The following is an 18494-nucleotide window of genomic DNA, read 5'->3' on the forward strand; positions in this document are numbered from 1 at the left end:
AGCCCCACTCGACCTCCGATCAATCACGGCACCCGACGACCTCGTCCACGACGTCGACACATGGGATGATCTCCTCGAAGCGCGCCGCCGGGCGAGCCTCGCGATCACCACGCGTCAGAAAAGGAGCCCTCATGAGCGATCCGCCACGTACTCTCCCGCCGGAGGCATTGGATGAGTGGGCCGCGTTGCTGCGCACTCACTTCGGTCTCGCGGACGCCGACATCCCTGTGGCCGACGTGCTCAACATGACCCGCGATGTCGCCAACGGCGTCGCGCGCCCCGCGGCGCCGCTCGGCGCCTTCGTGGCCGGGCTCGCAGCGGGTAGGGCGGGTGCTGACCCTGCCGAGATCCATGCAGCGCTCGAAGCAGTGGCTACGCTCGCTGCGAATTGGCATCGCTGAGTTCCGTCGGCGCCCGGAGACCTTCAGCCGGCTCGGCGCTCGAGCCGCACGATCACCGCCTTCGAAGTGGGAGTGCCGCTCACATCGGCGACTGAGTCGAGCGGAACGAGAACATTCGTCTCGGGGTAATAGGCCGCGGCGTTGCCTCGCGGCGTGGAGTAGGAGACGAGGCGGAATCTCTCTGCCCGACGTTCTTCCGTTGACCCGTCGCTTCCGCGCCATTCAGAGACGAGGTCGACTATCTCTCCCTCGTCGAAGCCGAGATCGACGAGATCGTCGGCGTTCACCAAGACGACACGTCGTCCGTCGCTGATGCCGCGGTACCGATCGTCCTTGCCATAGATTGTGGTGTTGTACTGGTCGTGCGAGCGCAGCGTCTGAAGAAGCAGCCGCCCCGCAGGGATGACGGGGTACTCGAGCGGGTTCGCGGTGAAGCGAGCCATACCGTCTGCCGTAGCAAACCGCCGCTCGTCGCGCGGCCCGTTGGGCAGAAGAAGCGTGCGCCCCTTCTCGATGCGCGACTCGAAGTCCTCGAATCCTGGGATGACCCGTTCGATGTGCGAGCGGATGCGGGAGTAGTCCGTCTCGAGCGCCGTCCACTCCGCGCGCGGAGCATTCGACTCGGCGCGGGATAACGGCGCGGCATCGAAGAGATGCCCGCACAGACGTGCGACGATGGCGACCTCGCTGAGGAGCTCGTTCGACGGCGGCGCCAGGCGTCCTCGTGAGGCGTGCACCGCGCCCATCGAATCTTCGACGGTCACCCGCTGCTCGGTGTCGCCCCTGCGGTCGCGGTCGGTACGACCGAGCGTGGGGAGGATGATCGCACGTCGCCCGGTGACGACGTGGGAGCGGTTGAGCTTGGTCGACACGTGCACGGTGAGGTCGACGCGGGCCATCGCCGCCTCCACCACCGCGGTGTCGGGGGTCGCCGAGACGAAGTTCCCGCCCATCCCCATGAAGAACTTCACACGACCGTCACGCATCGCTCTGATCGCCTCGACTGTGTCGAAACCATGCTTCCTCGGCGCGCGGAACGCGAACTCGCGATCGAGCGCGTCGAGGAAGTCCGCAGAGGGCTTCTCGTAGATTCCGACCGTGCGATCACCCTGCACGTTCGAGTGCCCCCGCACCGGGCACACTCCCGCACCGGCTCGCCCGATGTTGCCCTGGAGCAGCAGTACGTTGACCACATCGCGAAGCGTGGGGACGGAATGCTTGTGTTGGGTGAGACCCATCGCCCAGCACACGATCGTGCCCTTCGACGAGAGAACATCGTCGCCGATCTCGCGCAGGGTCGCCTCCTGGATTCCGGTCGCCTCGACGAGCTCGGCCCAGGTCACCTCTGCCATCGCCTGCCGGTATGCGTCGAACCCGCTTGCGAAGGTCTCTACGAAGGCGCGGTCGATGACCCCACCCTCGCGCTGCTCAGCCTCGAGAAGATGCTTGCCGATGGCCTGAAACAGCCCCTGATCCCCGCCTGAGCGGATCTGCACGAATCGATCGGCGATCGTCGTACCGCCGAAGGCCACTCCCCGAACGGTCTGCGGATTCTCGAACTTGAGAAGCCCCGCCTCAGGCAGCGGATTGACGGCGATCACGCGCGCGCCCCGCTGCTTCGCCTTCTCCAGTGCCGAGAGCATGCGGGGGTGATTGGTGCCGGGGTTCTGCCCCGCGACGATCAACAGATCTGCCTTGTGTATGTCTTCCAATGACACCGTGCCCTTGCCGATACCGATCGTCTCGGTGAGTGCAGAGCCGCTCGACTCATGGCACATGTTCGAGCAATCGGGAAGGTTGTTCGTGCCGATCCCACGCACGAGGAGCTGGTAGAGGAATGCGGCCTCATTGGACGTTCGTCCGGAGGTGTAGAACACGGTCTCATCAGGGTCGTCAATCGCCGCGATATGGCCCGCAACCAGGCGCAGGGCAGCATCCCATTCGACAGGAACGTAGTGCGTGGCGCCCTCCTCGAGAATCATGGGTTGCGTCAGCCGACCCTGCTGACCGAGCCACCAGTCGTCATGACCACGAAGCTCGTCGATCGTGTGCTCGGCGAAGAAGGCGGCGCCGACGCGACGCAGCGTGGCCTCTTCAGCGACGGCTTTCGCCCCGTTCTCGCAGAACTCGGCGACGTGCCGCTTGTCTTCCTCCGGCCATGCGCACCCCGGGCAGTCGAAACCGTTCTTCTGGTTGACGCGCATCAGTGTTTGCACGGAGCGCGCCGCGCCCATCTGCTCCTGAGCGATCTGCAACGCGTGCAGCACCGCAGGGATGCCGACCGCGACCTCCTTGGGCTGCGACACGCGAACGCGCGTTTCATCGATGTCGTTCTTCGGTGCCTTCGTCGCCATGTCGACAGGATAGGTCACGGGCCCGCAGACGATGAGGTGGGGGCTCGTCGACGGCTGCTGCGGCGAGAATGCTCCCCCCCGCTGGCCCCCACCTCCGCTAAGATCCGCTGACCTGCGGACGGTCGGCTCGTCCTACTTCTTTCGGCCCGCCAACCGCTGGGCTGCCGCATCAACAGCGAGAGAAAGTGGCGGACGGGGTTCCTCACTCAGCGTCGCCAGCACGATCGGCATGCGTACCTCCGGGTTCGCGATCTCCGCCATCTTCACCCCGATGCTCGCCGCATCAGTGGGAACCGCAGACCGAGGCACAACGCTCACCCAGTCACCCGTGCGTGCCAGCGCGAGGAGGGCTTCGACTGAGTCGGCCTCGACGACGGGACGAAGCCGCACTCCGACGCCGGCCATCGCCTCGTCGAGGATCTGACGTGCCCTCATCCCGGGCTCGAGCACGCAGACATCCCTCGACGCGAGGTCGGCAAGCTCGATCCTGTCGCCGATCGCCGCGCCCTTGGACGCTCCGACGACCACCAGGCGATCGGTCTCGACGAGGATGTGCCGAATATCGTCCGCAACAGCGGCCGGATGCAACAGCCCGGCATCCAGTTCGAAGGATCGCAGGCCGGCCACCACTTGCTCCGAGGTCATTCCGGAGATGAGGCGGACGCGGAGTTCAGGGTGGACGGCGCACACCTCGGCGAGCAGCCGTGCGGCGAGCGATACCCCGGAGGGGATGACGCCCACTCGTACGACCCCGGTCATCCTGCCGAGCGCACTCTGCACTTCGTCCTTGAGCGCCCGATGATCGGCGATCATCCGGCGAGCCCAGACCAGCACCGCCTCACCCTCCGGCGTCAGCCCTTCGTAGGCGCGCCCTCGTCGCACGAGAGGCACCCCCAGTTCCGTCTCCAGTTTGCGGATCGCTTCCGAGAGCGCCGATGCGGAGATAAAACATGCAGCCGCTGCACGTCCGAAATGCTCCTCGCGAGACACTGCGACAAAGTATTCGAGCTGGGTCAGTAGCAACGGAACCTCCGGGCGCGTTCGCGGTCATCGGCGCCGGAGGCAACCGACGAAGTGATCCGCGTACTGGGCAGGCTACTCCGCTGCAGTGCTCTGCGGACGCTCCTGTACTGATGATGTCCACGCGTATGGTAGGAACTTGCCGTCGATCGTGACGACGACACGGTCTCCGTCGGGATGCACAGCCCGCTCAAGAGTGATGCTGCAGTTGATCGCACTCATGATCCCATCACCGAACTCGTCATGGATGAGCGACTTGAGAGCGGGCCCGTAGACCTGGATCAACTCATGGAATCGATAGATGGTCGGATCGTCGGAGGTATCGCGGCTCGGAGACCTCGTGGGCTGTCGAACGAGGGCGTCGACGATCTCGTCTTCCAGCTCCAGCGCGTCTTTCAGCTGCCGCGCCTCCCGTGCCGGGACCGGATGCATCCCCAGAGCGGCGGCGGCCGTCCACACCGGTGGTTGACCGAGCCGGCGTGCCAGATCTCTCCACGACATCCGTTTCCGGCGACGGTGTTCATCGATGATGTCGCCGGCATCCTCCTTGCTGATCACTCGGCGGATCCGCCCGCGTAGTAGTCGTTGCCACGCGAGAACTCGACGAAGGTGCACGCGACGTCCCCCACGCTCCAGGCGTCGTGCCCCGGAGGAAGGAGCATCACGTCTCCGGCGGAGAACTCCGCACTCTCACCGCCAGTCATGACCACACCGAGCGTTCCGGCGATCACCAGCGCCACGTGCGGCAGGACGCAGTCCTCCGTACCCGCGTACGCCTTGAGATCGTTCGACCACTTCGCACCGACGTCGAAGGTCACCTGTGTCACCTCGACACCGTCCAGCGTCGCAGTGCGCTTGGAGATGAGTCCGTGGCTGTCGGCCGGAATGTCGGCGAAGGTCGCCTTCTGCATCGATGTGTTGTATCCCATGTCCGGGTCCATTCGTCGGTTGGCACTCTGTCTGGCGTGTGGGTTGATCACATCATCGCGTTTCACGACAGCAAAGGCAGAAAGCGCATGGCCTACATTTCTTCGCATTTCGCCTGTTCTGTAACACGACGGTCACACGCGCGACGCGACCGGGCAAAGCACCGGCGCTAGCGTTCACCGCATGGATGACCGATGACCGCCGCGCACGACCCGTGGGCCGGCGCTGTGCTCGATGCTGTCCCGCACCCACTCCTGATCATCGATGCGCGAGGAGGCATCGACCAGATCAACAGCGCTGCGACGGCCCTGCTCGGCTATGCCGACCGAAGAGAGATCCTGGGCCGCGCCAGCCATGAGGCGCTGCATGCGTGGCACGAAGACGGAACACGCTACCCCGCGCATGAGTGCCCGATCGTGCGCACGACATCGAACGACCCCGTGCCCCGCGGGCGAGAGGTCTTCATGGGTCGATCCGGACGCCCGATCCCGGTGGCGTGGTCGGTCTCGAGCCTTCCCGGCTCCCGGCACAAGCTCCTCGCCTTCGACGCATCCTTCCGGCAGGTCGCCATCTCCGGATCGCCGGCACGGGCACTCCCGTCGCTCGACGTTGTGCGGGGACAGATCTCAGACGGCTTCCGTGACCCCGCGCTGACCCCGTCGCGCATCGCCGATATGAACCATGTCTCCTTGCGAACGCTCCAGATCATCCTCGCCCGTGAGGGCACATCGCCGGCGAGGCTGATCCGTTCAGAGCGTCTGCGCTATGCGGCCCAGCTGCTCGGTCGAGGCATGCCACCGAGGACGGCAGCCTTCGATTCAGGCTTCAGCGACGCCGACACCTTCTCCCGCGCTTTCCGGAAGCACTTCGGCATCGCACCGAGCGCGTACTCGATCCGCAACGATCGTTGGAATCGTCGAGGCCTCGTCGACGGCTGACGCGCTCCCGCCGGATATCGGCATGTTCGCTTTACAGACCGAGCACTCGGTCGGTATGACCGTAGTGGACTCCGGGCCTTCTGACAACATTTATCTCGACCAAGATCCTGCGCGGCGCACCAGGGTTACATCCTCGCCAGCGCGTGAGATGACCGGCCGAATATCGATCAATGTGTAACACCCACGTGATCTGAAGGACGTGAAGCGGAAACGCTCCACTCATATCGTGAGGAACACTAGGGAGGAACACCGCGCAGCCGCGTCTGCGATCGAGACGAGGAGAGAGACATGGAGTTCCGCCAGCTCCGCTATTTTCTGCGTGTATCCGAAACTCTGCATTTCGGACGCGCGGCCGACCTCGAACACATCGCCGCGTCCGTGGTCAGCACACAGGTCTCCCGTCTCGAGCGTGAACTGGGGGTGGCCCTCTTCCGTCGAACCAGCCGACATGTCGCGCTGACGCAGGCCGGAGAGGCCTTCCGCGAACACGCTCAGCGTGTCCTTCTGGCACTTGAGGCAGGGGCCGCGGCCGCACGCGACTGCATTCCGGAGATGCAGCGGCTGCGAGTGGGATCCTTTGCAGATGACCCCCTGACGCATCGATTCCTCTCCACCTTCCGGCAGCGACGTCCCGGCGTACCGTTGAGCTACGTCGAACTCTCCATCTCGAACCAGGTCTCCAGTGTGATCGACGGCCTAGTCGATCTCGCGTTCGTCTGGCTACCCGTCCAGGACCCGCGCGTCAACGTCGACTTACTCTACTCAGAGATGCCTGTCGCTGCGCTTTCCACTCTGCATCGACTCGCGGGCGAGTCCCGCGTGCACGTCGACGATCTGCTGGAGGATGCCTTCGCGCTCGCATCCGCCGACACTCCCCCGGAGTGGCGATCGCACTGGTCACTCGATGCGTACCGGGGAGGTCCGCCGCAGAGCTCGATCGCAGTGAGCTCCGCCCGAGAATCACTCGCCGCGGTCGCCTACAGCGGAACAGTGGACACTCTCTCCACGAACTCCGCGTCACTGTGGCAACACCCCGGTGTGCGCTTCCTGCCCCTTGTCGACGCACGACCGACAAGCCTCGCTCTGGTGTCGTCGGCGCAATCGCGGAGCCCGCTCGTCGACGCGTTCCGTGAAGTGGTCGCCGACGTCGTCGCCGCCGAACTCGCCGCTGTGCCCGGCGCCGTCTCGCTCGTCAGCTAGGGCGTGGCCGAGAGCTCACAGTTACAGTGAAGGCCCACCCCTGTCTGTGCTTTCCGTCAGGCGGTCGCCGATGTGGCGGGCCATGAACTCACCGCTCATCGCTCGACGGCGAGGCACCTCCAGGTGGGGACTGCGGCGGACCCGACTTCTTCGTTGCGTGAACGATCTTTCCGCCTTCATGGGCGACGATCGGCATGCGATTGTCCTGAAGCTCAGGATTACGGGCCTCATGACGAGCCAACCGCTCCTCGAGCCGCTGAAAGTGCGCAACGCCCTCCCTGCTGGCACCGACCCCTTGCCACGAGCTGGGCAGGCGTCGCCGCAGTGGAATATCAGGGACGTGGGCCGCCGGAACGGCCCGGCCCGTGAGCGCGACAGCGGTGATGCGCCTCACCGCAGCGGCACCGCACGCGCACCTCTGGTCATCCCGCGCCTCCATCGGTACGCGGAGATCGAAGCCATCGTCGCAGGCGTGACACGTATACGAGTACGTGGGCATCGGGACGACCTCAACTGTAGAAGGCGTCGGGCCCATGTCGAAGGGTGGCCATCTGCGCCGCATCATGGCCGAACACCATGGTCGCGTTCTCTTTCTCGGCGATCGCAACCAGACGGTCGACCGAGCGCAACCACGCCCTGTTGTCCCACACCGCGGATCCCCAGTGACGCTGCTCCAGCGACTCCTCGAGGTATACGGCGTCAGAGGTGAAGATCATCGGGCCATCGTTGGGCAGGTCGACTTTGAGCGACATGGTTCCCCACGTGTGGCCGGGCGTCTCCAGCAGAGTCACCCCAGGGACGATCTCGACATCGCCGCTGACCGTGTCGAAGGTGAGCCCCTCGTAGACCCTCTTGATGTGCCCACCAGAGAAGAATCCGTCGAAAGCGAGCGCCTCCGTCAACTCCGTCTCGTTGACAACCAGCCGGGTGTGGCCGTTGTCGAACAGCTTGGCCCCGCCGGCGTGGTCCATGTGGAGATGGCTGAGGATGACCTGGTCGATGTCGCCGGTCTCGTACCCGAGCTGACGAAGACGGGAATCCAGGTATTGATGCTCTTCCACCTGGTCGTAGGGCGCCATCTCATCGAGGCCGCTGCCGGCCCATTCGGTCTCCCAATCACGCGACGGTGTCGCATCCCACAGAATTGTCCCCTCGGGATGTTCGATCAGCACGGCATGCGTCGCCACGCTGAGCCAGGTGGCCGGCTTGTGGCGATCGGTGCGAGACGCACGGTTCTTGGGCGAGCAGAGCAACCACTCGATATCGGTGCCCATGGCTCCGCACTCGAGGATGTGGACCTTGATTCCGTTGGTCATGCTGAGTCCTTCCACTTCACAGCAGCAACCGGGGTTCCGATCACCGTCAATGCAGTTCTGCCCAGAGCCCGACCGCGATCACACGCGGCCGAAAGCGCCGGTCAGCAGTCCGCGCACCCATGCCCCGCTACAGACTCGGTGCCGGCACCATCTCCGGCCGGCACGCAGCACGTGCAGCCCGCGGACGAGCCGACCGTCTCCGCCGGTCCCCCGTCCGACTCCGGAGCAGACAGCCGGCAGAAGCAGGACGCAGTGATGGTCACATCAGCGGCTGCGACGGCGATATCGCGCTGCATGGCGACCATGGCCGCCTCGTTATGACGGCCAAGACGAGTGAGGCACTCATGGAGTCCGTGCAAGCTCCACACGTTGTTGGGGTGCACTCGGGTTCGCGGCAGCTTGCCGTCCAAGCCGAGATCGGACCGGTAGACAGCCTCTGCCTCCGCCACCCGCCCCTGATCAAGCAACAGGGCACCATAGGCATGGCGAACCGGCTGAAGCCACGAGCGCGGCTCCGAGTAGAGCAAGTCGTCTTCACGTTCGATGGCCACCCGAAGGTGGGCGAACGCCTCCTCGATGTTGCCCTTGCGGTACTCCACCTCCCCGTCGAGCATGGCCGAGGCCACCCGCAGCACATCGACCTCACGGTTGGGCAGAGCGAGCCTGCTCTCCGGCACCCGTGCGGCTGCCTCGCGGAACGCGATGCGCGCCTCCTCCGCTTCTTCGATTCGACTCAGCGCCGCATAAGCGACACCCTTCGCGTACCAGAGCATCGCCGTGGTGACGCAGAACAGATCCTGATCCTCCGGCAGCTCCATCTCGATGATCTCGTCCCACCGGCCGAAACGCACGAGCACGTGTGACAGAGCCGACACGTGGCTTTCGGTCCAGTCAGCCATTGGCGGACTCGGTGTGCGCAGCACATCTTCGGTGAGAACTTCGATCAGGCGACGTGCAGCGAACTCGGCTTCACGGGACCGGCCGAGAAGCATCGCTCCGAAGACCTTCACGTAGAGGTTGTGGGCGCGATACATGAAGTAGAACCGCACGTCCTTCTCACGCGCGAAGTACAGATCGTCAGCCCTGCTGGCGTCGGTGTTGGTGTCCACACCCCGGCGATAGTCACCGCAGGCGATGTCGATGTGAGAGGCCATGTGCAGCATGTGACCGGCATCCGGAACCAACGTCCGCAACCGGTCCCCTGCGTTCAATGCCCGCTCCGGAAAGAACGACATCTCCAACAGATGAAGGTAGAGGTGATTCAGGCCCGGATGCCTCCGCCCCTGCTCGCTGTCCATCGCATCCTCGAGCAGACGCTGCACCTCCAGCGAGGCGTAACCATCGGGCTCTCCGGTTACCGGGTGCCAGAGCTCATACGGGCTCACGCAGAGCATCGCCTCAGTGCACAATGCCACGACGTCGAGATCGTCGGGATACTGCTGTCGGACCTCCTGCATCGCCTCGGCATACGCGAGGTTGAGTGCGGAGAAATCGGCCGGGCCGTCGGTCTCGGGATAACGCGCCGCAAGGGCTTCGATGAGCGCACGCTCGTCCGGCGTCGCGCGGGCCGAGAGCTCACGCGCAATGGCGAGCTCCGCACGAGCCCGACGGCACGTCTTCGTATAGTCGACATCGTCGAACAGCTCCCAGGACTTGTTGTAGTCCGGTCCGATCGCATACGCGATCCCCCAATGAGCGATCGCGAGCGAAGGATCAGCCTGCGCTGACCGGGCGAAACACCGCTCGGCCTCATCGAAGTTGAATGAGTATGCCCATACCATTCCACGGTCGAACCACGTCTGCGCGTCCGCCGAGGTGGTCGACACCGCACGCTTGTGGTCGCCCAGATCGTAGTACGGTTCGGATGCTGCCCGCCCGTCGGATGGCGTGACCACCGGGTAGGTCATCGCAACATCCGATCCAACGCGGACTTCGCATCGCCGAACCGCGCGTGCACCACCTTCTGCTCCAGGTAGGACAGCACCTCGTCCTTGGAATCCTCGCGACCGAGACCGCTGTTCTTCCAACCGCCGAACGGAGTCCCGAAGAAGTGCTGAGTGGAGTCATTGATCCACACGTATCCGGCCTGGATGGCATTCGCAGTGCGGTGCGCGACCGAAAGGTCATTGGTCCACACGCTCGAGGTCAGACCGAACTCGACCCCGTTGACGAGACTGAGCATGTCGTCATAGTCGCTCCAACGGAAGACCGACATGACGGGCCCGAAGATCTCCTCGCGGGCGATGCGCATCTCCGGCCGCACATCCGCGAACAGAGTCGGCTCCAGGTAGTTGCCGCCCTCAGGAAGACCCTGTGGACGATCACCACCGCGCACGAGCGTGGCGCCGTCCTCCACCCCTGCTTGCACGTATCCGGTGACCTTCGACCAATGGCGACGGCTGACCAGCGGCCCGATGTCGGTGTCGTTCTGGTAGGCAACGCCCATCCGGTAGTCGCCGAGGGCGTCGGCGAGTTTGGACACGAACTCGTCGTAGATCTTGGCGTGCACCACCACTCGGGAATTGGATCCGCAGGCCTGACCGGCATTGGTGGTCATGTTCATTCCGCTGATGGCGCCTCTCACGACCTCGTCGATGTCGACGTCGGGAAACACCACCATGGCGTTCTTGCCACCGAGCTCGAGTGAGAACTGCTTGATATACCCGGACTCAGCTCCACGCCTCTGGATCAGCAGTCCAGTGGGTACCGATCCCACGAAGCCGAGGCGCTTGATAGAGCGGTGGGTGACGATGCCATCGCCCACCTCAGCACCACCGGTGACGATGTTGACCACACCGGGAGGGAATGCCTCGGCGAACAGCTCGCCGGCTGCCAGCGTCGAGAGGGATGTCTCCTCAGAGGGCTTCATCACCACGGTGTTTCCGGTGATCAGCGCCGGGAGCGAACGGGTGATGGCGAAGAGTGCGGGGTGATTGAACGCGTTGATGCGTCCGACCACACCGAATGCGCGGTGCGCGGAATAGTGCAACCTGTCGCCGTCACCGGGGAACACCTCACCGGTCATCGCCTTCGCCATCGCGGGGTATCCGTCCAGTGACGGATCGCAGTTGTCGATGTCACGGCGCATGCCGGATACAGGGTTGCCGCAGTCGATGGCGTCGAGCATCGCCAGGCGTTCACGGTTCTCACGAACAAGCGTTCGGAAGCGATCGAAGCACTCGGCGCGGCCGTCGACACCGAGAGCTTCCCATTCGGGCTGCGCCTGGGACGCGGCAGCGACCGCGTTCTCGACGTCTCGAGCCGTCGCGACCGGCACCTCGCCGATGTCCGAGCCTGTGGACGGGTCGACGACCGTCGAGGTCTTGCCGTCACTTCCACCCACGAACTTGCCGCCGATGAGCATCTTGAATTCGTGTCCGGTGACGTAGTCATTGACCGGGTCTGTCGTTGTCATGTGAGACATGCGTGGTCCTTCCTGGGGCCGAGCGGGGTGGACATCGGTGCGGGCCGAGTCTCAGGAGTCGTGCGTGGAGGGATGGAACAGATCCTCGATGCTGATCAGTTCCGGGATGAGGCCTTGGTCGACCATGTCGTCGACGAAACGCTCGAGGTTGAGGCGGTTGGCAGCGATCCCGCGAGGCCACACGTCGGCGGCCAGGTCGACCCGCTCCTGTTCCAGCTCCAGCCGTCCGAAGGCGGCGATACCGTAGTTGGAATCGTTGAACAGATCGCGTGCGTGATCGAAGGCCTGGCGGTCCAGATCGAGAAGCACGCCGGGCAGTTCGGGTAGCTGATCAGCGACGTGCGCCTGCATGGTCAGCACGTGCATGATCGGCATATAGCCATTGCGTTCGAACTGAGCCCGCACCTCACCGCCCGCGTCGGGGAACAGTCGGCGGAACTCGCCGGTGGGATCCATGACCGACTCCGGGAACCCTGGCAGCACCACCGCGTCGGCGTCGCCGTCGCGGAGCATCTGGAACGGATCCGTGCCGGAGGCGAGCCTCGTCACCGGCAGTTCACCGACCTCGATCTCCTCGGGGCCCAACGAGAGCCACTCGATCGAACGCCACGGCACACCGTACTCACGCTGAAGATCGGAACGAGCGACGACCGACATGGTGGTCTGAAACGTCAGAAGAATGACCCGACGACCCACCAGATCCTGAGCTGTCTGCAGAGGACTGTCCCGGGTGACGAACAGTTGCGTCTGGGTGAAGAGCCGCCGAGGGAAGACCGGCGTCGCGATGAACGGGAGACCCTTCGACCGACTGATGATGTACGACGACAGAGAGGTCTCCGCCGCGTCGAACTCCCGATCGCGCAGCATGCGCCCGTGCCGGTCGGCGCCGTCACGGAGCATGGTCAGCATTCCGACCTGGAGAGGTCTGAGTCGCAACCAGGAGGGCGTCTGCAGCACGCCGTCGAAGTAGGCCTGCGACCGGCTGTACCTGTCGAGGGCGAGGGATACCTCCCCCTCTTCGATCGACTCAGCCACGGAACGTCCCATCCGGTCGCAGACGCCCGACTGCGGAGTTCACAGCGTCGGTCATGCGGATGATCTCGTCGTCGGTGATGACCAGAGGCGGAGTGAAGATGCTCAGCGTTCCCACACCTCGTCCGATGACGCCGTAGTCCTCGCGGAGGACATCAGTCAGCCCGCCGCCCTGGAACGTGAAGGGCGATTTGGCGACGGGGTCGGACACGAACTCGATGCCCGTGGAGAGCCCGATGCCCCGCACGTCTCCGACCAGCGGGTTCTCGAGTAGCGGTGCGAGCTGGGTACGGAACAACTCACCTTTGCGCGTCGTGTCGGTGACGAGGGACTCATTCTCGAGGATGTCGAGGGTGCCGAGCGCAACAGCGCAGGCCACCGGGTGGCCGTTGTAAGTGAACCCGTGGGCGAAGCCCTCCTCGCTGGCGACCGAGTCACCGATGTCGTCGCGCATCAGAACTGCTCCGAACGGGACGTACCCACTGGTGATCGCCTTCGCCGTGACGATGATGTCCGGCTCCATGCCTGCCACCTCGGAGGCGAACCAGGACCCGGTGCGACCGAAACCTGTCACGACCTCGTCAGCGATCATCAGAATGCCGTGACGACGCAACACGGCCCGCATTCGCGGCCAGTAGTCAGCCGGGGGGACGAGCCCGGCCTTGTGGCTGATGATCGACTCACCGATCATGGCGGCGATGTTCTCGGCGCCGATCCGAGTGATCGTGTCCTCGAGCTCGGCCACAAGATAGTCGGTGATGGGCTGGCCGTCGTACCGCTCGCTGTGGAACGGATACGGCGCAGTGAGGTGATGCACATCGGCGATGCCGCTGCCGAAAGAGGGGTGGTGGTAGTACTCCGCTCCCGTTGCGGTGAGGCCACCGTAGGCGACGCCATGGTACGAGAACTCGCGTGACAGAATCCACTTCCGCTGCGGCTCACCGCTGCGGAAGTGATGCAGCCGCGCCGCCTTGATCGCGGTCTCGACACCCTCCGAGCCACCGTTGGTGTAGAACACCTTCGAGATCCCCTCCGGGGCGAGATCGACGAGACGCTCGGCCAGTATCACGGCCTTGTCGTTGGAGAACTGCCAGAAACTGGTGAAGTACGCCAGATCCTTCATCTGCGCAGCAGCGATGTCAGCGAGTTCCTGACGACCGTGCCCTACCGTGACCACTGAGAGCCCTCCGGAGCCGTCGAGGTATTCATTGCCATTCGCGTCCCAGAGCGTACTTCCCTGGCCTCGCATCATCACGACACGGTCGGTGACGGACGAATCCAGGCACGGGTGCACCAGATGCTTGCGATCGAGGTCGGCGAAGTCCGAGGCCGACAGGGTCCGTGCGGTCTGCATGGTCATTGCAGTTGTCTCCTTCTTATGATCGTCGGGCATGTCTTCACCCACGGCAGACAGCGGCGTACAGCGCCGCGAGGAGTCCGCGAGTGCGGTCGTCGTCGGTGTCGTCGCACATCTGATTGGTGATGTAAGAGAAGCCGGTGCGGTGGCGTGGCCACATCCCGTGGATCGAACCACCGGCCCCCGTATGGCCGTATGCCGCGAGGGCAGGCCCGAACTCAGCGTTCTGGCTCTGCAGCATGAACCCGGCCCCGAAGGCCAGAGATTCGCCACTGAGAGCGTCGACGGCGCGTGTACGTTCGGTGACGAACTGCGCGATGGTCTCCGGGCTGGTCAGACGAACATCCCCGAGAGTGCCTCCGAGCGCCAGGCAGCCGTAGTAGGTCGCCATCGAACGGGCATCGATGATGGCGTTCACACCCGGGATCTCCGCCTGGTGGAACCGGGGCTGATTCCAGATCAGGGGCTCATCGAACAGTCCGGGGTTCGCATAGCGAGGTCCACCATCACCAGAGCAGATGTACTCCTTGACCGCAGTGAAGTCCTCACCGAGGCACAGCTGAGACACTCGCTCTTCGAGCTCGGGCGGCAGACCCAACCACAGGTCGACTCCGAGCGGCTCTGCGATCTCGGTGCGCACGAACTCACCGATGCTGGCACCCGTGACCCGGCGGACGATCTCGCCGCACAACCAGCCGTACGTCAGCGCGTGGTAGCTCGCCCGGGAAGCGTGGGGCCAACGGGGCTCTTGTCCCGCAAGCCGCGCAGCCATCGCCTCGGGGTCGATCAGATCGTCCTCGAAGACAGGCCCCTCGATGATGGGCAGACCTGCTCGATGGCTCAACACGTTGCCGACCGTGATATCGCCCTTGCCATGCTGGGCGAACTCTGGCCAATAGGTGGCCACCGGCTCGTCGAGCCCGAGCAGTCCGCGATCGACGAGCATGAGCAGAACACCCGCCACGATCCCTTTGGTACCCGAGAAGGTGAGTTGCATGGTGTCTTGCTTCCACGGATCCGCGGTCACACGATCGCGAGTCCCACCCCAGAGATCAACGACCATCCGCCCGTCGACCACGGCGGAAAAAGCTGCACCGACCTCTTGGCGAGCTGAGAAATTCGCCCGGAACAGTTCGGCCACGATCTCGAAGCCCTCTGCGACGAATCCGTGTGTTCCGTCGTTCTTCTCGAGGACCGGAGTCCGCTGCATTTGCTTCAAGCCCATCGTCGGGCTCCTCTCGCGTCATAAAAGGGGTGTGCTGTCGGCACCGGTGCCGACAGCGATGTCGACACCGGCACCTGCGGGCGCAACATCGTGCCCGCACCAGGGCATCAGGCGTCGATCACCTTCGCGATGGCACTGATCTCGATCTGCTGACCGGGAATGAACAAGGCACTGACGCCTGCCGCGGTCGCCGTCGGGGCTTCCTCGCCCACGAAAGCGACGAGCTGCGGCAGGATCTGCAGGTACTTGCTCCCGATCTCACCCGTCCCTTGCGGGTCCGTCAGGTAGATCGTCCAGTTGAGCATGTGTCGAGGCGAGCTGCCCGCCGTCTCCAGGATGTCCGCGAGAGTCTTCAGTGTGAACTCACACTGCGCGCTCAAGTCATCGCCACCGATGACCTCGAACTCCCGAGACAGGGGTCCCACTCCCTGCGTGAACACAATTCCGTCCGTCTTGACGGCCAGGTGAAAAGCAAACTCCGTTGTCGCAACATACTGGTCGAGCTGGGGGTGCATGCGTTCAATCATTGTTTCTCCCATGCTTGCCGAATGGAGGCCCGCGGGCCGGTGTGCGTTCAGAGTAGGAGACGGGGCCTATCGACAGTGAGTACCCATATGGGTACTTTGAGCCGCGGCGGGGGTCACGACAGTCGGCTCGGACCCGACATCGTTGCGATCTGACGACCGATCGATCGCGGTTCAGACGTTGATACGTCTGGGCGCCACACGCATCCTTGGAGAGAGATCCCTCACCCCGAGACCGCCAGCCCTCTGGCACCACCCCAGGAGACAACTGTGCTCACCCTCGAAACCGCCACCCGTCGCTTCACCGAGAAGTTCGCGCAATCCGCTCAGCTCACCGCGGTCGGAAGAAATGTGATCCCGGGCGGCTACAGCCGAACGTCGTTCAACTTCGGCCCGCACGCGGTCTTCGTGGTCGGCGGCGACGGCGCCTTCATCGAGACTGTCGAAGGTCACCGGCTGATGGATCTCAACAACAATTTCACCGTCAACATACTCGGACACGGCGACTCCGTGATCAGCGATGCCTTGATCGCCGCGATCCCGTCGGGGGCATCCTTCGGTAACCCCGTCGCCGAAGAGGCCGAGCTGGCGACGATCCTGATTGACCGGATCGCATCGATCGACATGGTGCAGTTCTCCTGCTCAGCGTCCGAGTCGATCCTGAGTGCGGTTCGAGTCGCCAGGGCGTACACCGGTCGCACCAAGATCGCGAAGTTCGAGGGCGGCTATCACGGCTTCACTGATCCGGTGAGCATCTCCGCTCACCCGCACGACGCCGAGGAGTACGGCACCGACGAGAGCCCCAGACCGGTCGCGGACAGCGCAGGCATCCCGATCGAAGTGATCGAGCAAGTCGTCGTGCTCACCCAGAACGACATGGCCGGAACCGAGCGAATTCTCCGAGAGAACGCCGATGACCTCGCATGTGTGATCCTCGAGCTCGAGAGCGGCGCCGGCGGCCACGTGGTGCTGCGGAAGGACTTCGTGCAGATGATCCGCCGCGTGACGGCCGAGCTCGGCATCCTCTTCGTCCTCGACGAGACCATGAATCTTCGCGGCGCGTATAACGGCATGCAGAGTCTCTACGGCGTCGACGGCGACCTCACCGTCATGGGCAAGATCATCGGAGGCGGACTACCCCTCGGAGCCGTGGGAGGAAAGGCCGCGATCATGCAGGTCATGGCCGACGGCACCGTACCGATCTCGGGAACGCACCACGGGCATCGCCTCGCACTGGTCGCAGGAATCGCATGCATGCGCGCTCTCGACGAGGCGGCGTACGACCGCCTCAACTCGATGGCCGAGCGGATTCTCTCTGAGATCGGCGAATGGACGGCTGCGCGCAAGAGCCCGTTCACGATCTACGGCGGCGGCTACTCGTCGCTGGCCTACGCCTACCGCACCGAGCCGGGTGTGAAAGTCGAGACCCAGCGCGACCTGTGGCGCAACGTCGACGCGGACAAGACACAGACCTTCTCGCTCGAGCTCGCGAACCGCGGCTTCTTCCCCGTCGCTCGGGGTGAGCTTTCGCTCTCGCTCGCGATGACCGACGACGACATCACCTCGTTCATCGATACCGTGAAGGAGATCGTCATCGACATGGAGAGCTGAGCGTGGTGGGTCATCTGCGGGAGCGGACGCTCCTGCAGATGACCCCTCGTCTAGACGTCGAGCTCGAGTTCCGGTGTCAGCGAGCGCGAACAGCACACGGTGATCTGCGCGTTGGATGCCCGAGCCTGCGCACTCTGCACATGGTCACGATGATCGGGTATGCCAGCCAGTACCGGTGTGATGCAGGATCCGCAAATTCCCTGTCCGCAGGAGCGGTAGGTCTCGTAGCCGTTGCGCTCCAGGACATCGGCGATCAACTCCTCCGAGCCCACCCTCATCGACTGACCGGTGGACGAGGCGATCACGGTGAAGGCGGCGTGGCCACCCACAGCGCTTGAGGGCGATGCTGATGAGAATCGCTCCGTCGCGAACTGATCGGCCCGCCACCCCGCGGCGATCGCTCGCTCTCGTGCCAGCGTGACGAATCCATCCGGTCCGCATGCGTAGATCGCTCCGTCGGCGATCGGTTCGCCGAGGCTGCGAGGCGCCGTCGCGCGGAAGGACTCGCCCTCTCCGCTGAAATGCGTGAAGACCGATGATTCATACGGACTTGATCTCAGGTGCTCAAACAGTGGGAGATCGGCAGGAGTCGTCGAATACGCGTGAAGTTCGAACGAGCGCCCCTCCCGCGCGAGGGCCGCAGCCATCGAAACCAACGGCGTGATGCCCACACCCGCGGCGAGAAGCAACGAATGCGAGGCCTCGCGCGCAAGCGGGAACGTATTGCGAGGCGGCGAGACGTGCAGCCTGTCGCCGACGCGGAGGTCATCGTGCACGCGGGCCGACCCGCCACGGCCGTCGATCTCTCGCTGGACGCAGATGGTCAAGGTCCCCGCCGGTTGCCCGGCATCCACGAGTGAGTACTGACGCGTCAGGGACCGCCCCAGATGCACATCCACGTGCGCACCGGGATCGAATGCGAATCTCTCGTCTCTGCTCGTCGCTCGAAGGCGAACGAGCACGGCCCGATTCGACACGTTCGCGCGATGTTCGACGACTACCTCGAGGAGAGGAGCCGTCGCCGGGGAGCTCTCCCTCTGGGTGCGAGGTCGCTCACGTGTGCGCCGCTGCGCGAAGAACCCCATCGGTCACGCGTTCCTTCGCACGGCTGTTGCGACGGTGAGCCTGAGTGACGACCGTGGCGCACTCTCGCATGACGAGTGAG

General features: G+C 64.3%; 17 protein-coding genes. 4 read left to right on the forward strand and 13 right to left on the reverse strand.

The window, feature by feature from the left end; translation table 11 throughout:
• The first annotated feature begins 131 nt into the window (after positions 1–131).
• The gene (locus QRN21_RS00520) at positions 132–401 is read left to right on the forward strand and encodes a DUF6457 domain-containing protein (protein ID WP_285362886.1); all 270 of its coding nucleotides are present in this window, start codon (positions 132–134) and stop codon (positions 399–401) included.
• 23 nt (positions 402–424) lie between these two features.
• Here the strand turns inward: QRN21_RS00520 and QRN21_RS00525 are convergent, their stop codons facing one another.
• The 4 genes from QRN21_RS00525 to QRN21_RS00540 all read right to left on the reverse strand — a co-directional run bounded on the left by QRN21_RS00525 (position 425) and on the right by QRN21_RS00540 (position 4704).
• Positions 425–2755 carry an FdhF/YdeP family oxidoreductase gene (locus QRN21_RS00525; RefSeq protein WP_285362887.1) on the reverse strand — a complete coding sequence of 777 codons (2331 nt, stop codon included), beginning with the start codon at positions 2753–2755 and terminating at the stop codon, positions 425–427.
• A gap of 132 nt (positions 2756–2887) precedes the next feature.
• Entirely contained in the window at positions 2888–3778 is an 891-nt protein-coding gene (locus QRN21_RS00530; protein WP_285362888.1) for a LysR family transcriptional regulator, read from the reverse strand.
• 72 nt (positions 3779–3850) lie between these two features.
• The gene (gene cynS / locus QRN21_RS00535; RefSeq protein WP_502883081.1) at positions 3851–4342 is read right to left on the reverse strand and encodes a cyanase; all 492 of its coding nucleotides are present in this window, start codon (positions 4340–4342) and stop codon (positions 3851–3853) included.
• A complete protein-coding gene (locus QRN21_RS00540; RefSeq protein ID WP_285362890.1) occupies positions 4330–4704 on the reverse strand; it encodes a cupin domain-containing protein in 375 nt (124 codons plus the stop codon). Before QRN21_RS00540 ends, cynS begins: the two co-directional genes overlap by 13 nt.
• 192 nt (positions 4705–4896) lie before the next feature.
• On the opposite strand from QRN21_RS00540, the gene QRN21_RS00545 reads away from it, so the two are divergent.
• Together QRN21_RS00545 and QRN21_RS00555 are read left to right on the forward strand one after the other, a co-directional pair.
• Positions 4897–5640: a helix-turn-helix domain-containing protein gene (locus QRN21_RS00545; RefSeq protein WP_285362891.1), complete on the forward strand. Its 744-nt coding sequence runs from the start codon at positions 4897–4899 to the stop codon at positions 5638–5640.
• Between the two features lie 288 nt (positions 5641–5928).
• Positions 5929–6840 carry a LysR family transcriptional regulator gene (locus QRN21_RS00555; protein ID WP_350223941.1) on the forward strand — a complete coding sequence of 304 codons (912 nt, stop codon included), beginning with the start codon at positions 5929–5931 and terminating at the stop codon, positions 6838–6840.
• A gap of 88 nt (positions 6841–6928) precedes the next feature.
• On the opposite strand, the gene QRN21_RS17985 is transcribed toward QRN21_RS00555, so the two are convergent.
• The 8 genes from QRN21_RS17985 to QRN21_RS00590 form a co-directional block, all read right to left on the reverse strand.
• Entirely contained in the window at positions 6929–7405 is a 477-nt protein-coding gene (locus QRN21_RS17985) for an FmdB family zinc ribbon protein (RefSeq protein WP_350223942.1), read from the reverse strand.
• Positions 7350–8156 carry an N-acyl homoserine lactonase family protein gene (locus tag QRN21_RS00560; protein WP_285362892.1) on the reverse strand — a complete coding sequence of 269 codons (807 nt, stop codon included), beginning with the start codon at positions 8154–8156 and terminating at the stop codon, positions 7350–7352. Before QRN21_RS00560 ends, QRN21_RS17985 begins: the two co-directional genes overlap by 56 nt.
• Positions 8157–8257: 101 nt before the next feature.
• Complete coding sequence (locus QRN21_RS00565) at positions 8258–10063, reverse strand: tetratricopeptide repeat protein (protein ID WP_285362893.1); 1806 nt, start codon at positions 10061–10063, stop codon at positions 8258–8260.
• Entirely contained in the window at positions 10060–11580 is a 1521-nt protein-coding gene (locus QRN21_RS00570) for an aldehyde dehydrogenase family protein (RefSeq protein ID WP_285362894.1), read from the reverse strand. Before QRN21_RS00570 ends, QRN21_RS00565 begins: the two co-directional genes overlap by 4 nt.
• A gap of 51 nt (positions 11581–11631) precedes the next feature.
• Positions 11632–12615, reverse strand: a complete 984-nt coding sequence (locus QRN21_RS00575) for a substrate-binding domain-containing protein (RefSeq protein WP_285362895.1) — start codon at positions 12613–12615, stop codon at positions 11632–11634.
• Positions 12608–13972 (reverse strand): aminotransferase family protein, encoded by a 1365-nt coding sequence (locus QRN21_RS00580; RefSeq protein ID WP_285362896.1) that lies wholly within the window; start codon positions 13970–13972, stop codon positions 12608–12610. Before QRN21_RS00580 ends, QRN21_RS00575 begins: the two co-directional genes overlap by 8 nt.
• A 37-nt stretch (positions 13973–14009) precedes the next feature.
• Positions 14010–15194 (reverse strand): serine hydrolase domain-containing protein, encoded by a 1185-nt coding sequence (locus tag QRN21_RS00585; protein WP_285362897.1) that lies wholly within the window; start codon positions 15192–15194, stop codon positions 14010–14012.
• Positions 15195–15301: 107 nt separating this feature from the next.
• Positions 15302–15721: a RidA family protein gene (locus QRN21_RS00590; RefSeq protein WP_285362898.1), complete on the reverse strand. Its 420-nt coding sequence runs from the start codon at positions 15719–15721 to the stop codon at positions 15302–15304.
• Positions 15722–15988: 267 nt separating this feature from the next.
• Between QRN21_RS00590 and QRN21_RS00595 the strand changes: the two genes are divergently transcribed.
• The gene (locus QRN21_RS00595; protein ID WP_285362899.1) at positions 15989–17329 is read left to right on the forward strand and encodes an aspartate aminotransferase family protein; all 1341 of its coding nucleotides are present in this window, start codon (positions 15989–15991) and stop codon (positions 17327–17329) included.
• 50 nt (positions 17330–17379) lie between these two features.
• On the opposite strand, the gene QRN21_RS00600 is transcribed toward QRN21_RS00595, so the two are convergent.
• Entirely contained in the window at positions 17380–18414 is a 1035-nt protein-coding gene (locus QRN21_RS00600; protein ID WP_285362900.1) for a PDR/VanB family oxidoreductase, read from the reverse strand.
• Between the last annotated feature and the right edge of the window lie 80 nt (positions 18415–18494).

The sequence above is a fragment of the Microbacterium sp. LMC-P-041 genome (assembly GCF_030209555.1).
Lineage (GTDB): Bacteria > Actinomycetota > Actinomycetes > Actinomycetales > Microbacteriaceae > Microbacterium.